Genomic DNA, 1671 nt, shown 5'->3' with positions numbered 1-1671 from the left:
TCAATAATATTCTACTCTAATATCTTGCAAAACTCAACATATACTTATATAATTTTATAATTTATGTTTAACTGTTAATTCCCCCTTATTTCTGTATGTGGTACGCTCCTGTGTTCCTTTATTTTGAACTGTCTGTTCCTGTGTTTTGATGGATGATTTTATTTTCTCTTAAAATGTCCGCTCTTTCCGCCAGCCTTTTCCAGCAGATGGATGTCCGTGATCTCCATGGCCCGATCCAGTGCTTTGCACATATCGTAGATGGTCAGCAGTGCAATGCTCACTCCGCTCAGTGCTTCCATCTCCACACCGGTCTTTCCGAAGCAGGCCGTTTTGCAGACAGCTTTTATGCTCTTTTTTTCTTCATTTAATTCAAAATCCACATCACATTTTGTCATTGCGATCGGATGACACAGCGGAATCAAGGATGCATTGTTTTTTGCCCCCATGATCCCGGCGATGCGGGCAATTCCAAGTACATCTCCCTTTTTTGCCGTTCCCTGCGAAATTGCCGCAAAAGCATCCTCATTTACAAAAATGGTGCCCTCCGCTTTCGCCACACGGTATGTATCTGCCTTTTCATGGACATCCACCATATGTGCCTCGCCGCTTTCGTTGAAATGTGTCAGTTTCTTTTCATTCATACTGTTTCTATCCGTCCTGTTAATCTGTTTCGACTAGTTTATCCGCATTATCCTCATTTTAAACCATCCGTCAGATTGTTTCACCTGTGTCTGACTCAATTTTAGCTGCACGTATTTACATGATGACAAACCGCTTCCAGCACGCTGCCGCCGATACTTCTGGCTTTATCTGAAATCGTAAAACAGTTTTTCAATTCACCTTCTCTTGGATCAATATCTGCGATCTTAAATCCTTTCGGAAAATGATAGCCTTCTCGGATCAGACCTCGGATAATGCCGGTGATTGTTGCCGGAACTGCTACCGATGCACCGCTAAAATTTCCGGATTCATCCATGTTTTCATAAATTCTGGCAATCTCTGTGCCCGCTTCCACTACATCACCGATCTGGTGGATATTTTTGATAAATCCTTCTGTCGGTGCATGGATTACGCGTTCTTTTGTAAATCCACCGATATTGCCCGGAATCCCGGTATTCGGAAGTGCCGATCCTTCTTCTAAAATTCTTGCCAGATTATGTCCACGCATCGATTCGATCACAAGATCCACATCGACCCCGGCCGTAAATCCAGGCCCGACTCCGATCACAAGCGGAGCCATCTCTTTTGTTGTTCCAAGGTTTTTCTTGGCAATGATCGCATCCACCACGACATCCGGATGCAGCTCTGCGATTGACGCTCCTTTGGAATCAACGAAAAGCGGTACACATCCTCCGGCAAAAACTTCTTCCATTTCAGATACAGAATCAATCCTCTGTGCCGTCACGCCTTCCACGGTCGCTTTTCCTTCGTAGACCGCCTCACAGAACGAAACCTGACGGCGGATCGCCGCCGGATGATCCGTTTCCAGCACCAGCACACGAAATCCCGCCCGGTGCAGACGGTGTACGATCCCTGTCGCCAGATCCCCTCCGCCGCGGCAGATGATCAAACTATTCCGTTTCATTTTAATCCGTTACTGAAAACTTATAAAAAGTTATAAACCTTTATGTTTCATTCCTACTTCAACGAGTATGCTTTTGATGATATAAA

The 1671-nt window shown here is 44.9% G+C and carries 2 protein-coding genes; both read right to left on the bottom strand.

Features of this window, described 5'->3' with window-relative positions:
- Window positions 1-158: 158 nt before the first annotated feature.
- Window positions 159-641, bottom strand: coding sequence for a cyclic pyranopterin monophosphate synthase MoaC (gene moaC, locus GPK60_RS11895; RefSeq protein ID WP_173896934.1), 483 nt, complete (start codon window positions 639-641; stop codon window positions 159-161).
- A gap of 101 nt (window positions 642-742) precedes the next feature.
- The gene (yqeB, locus tag GPK60_RS11890; protein ID WP_173899098.1) at window positions 743-1585 is read right to left on the bottom strand and encodes a selenium-dependent molybdenum cofactor biosynthesis protein YqeB; all 843 of its coding nucleotides are present in this window, start codon (window positions 1583-1585) and stop codon (window positions 743-745) included.
- Window positions 1586-1671: the final 86 nt, after the last annotated feature.

It is taken from the genome of Ruminococcus sp. MCC718 (assembly GCF_018783905.1).
Lineage (GTDB): Bacteria > Bacillota > Clostridia > Lachnospirales > Lachnospiraceae > Hominisplanchenecus > Hominisplanchenecus faecis.
This window is presented reverse-complemented; position numbering and strand designations above follow the sequence as displayed.

Excerpts from the sequence above, each read along its gene's own strand:
- yqeB (WP_173899098.1), bottom strand. The coding sequence starts at position 1,585 with ATGAAACGGAATAGTTTGATCATCTGCCGCGGCGGAGGGGATCTGGCG.
- moaC (WP_173896934.1), bottom strand. The coding sequence starts at position 641 with ATGAATGAAAAGAAACTGACACATTTCAACGAAAGCGGCGAGGCACAT.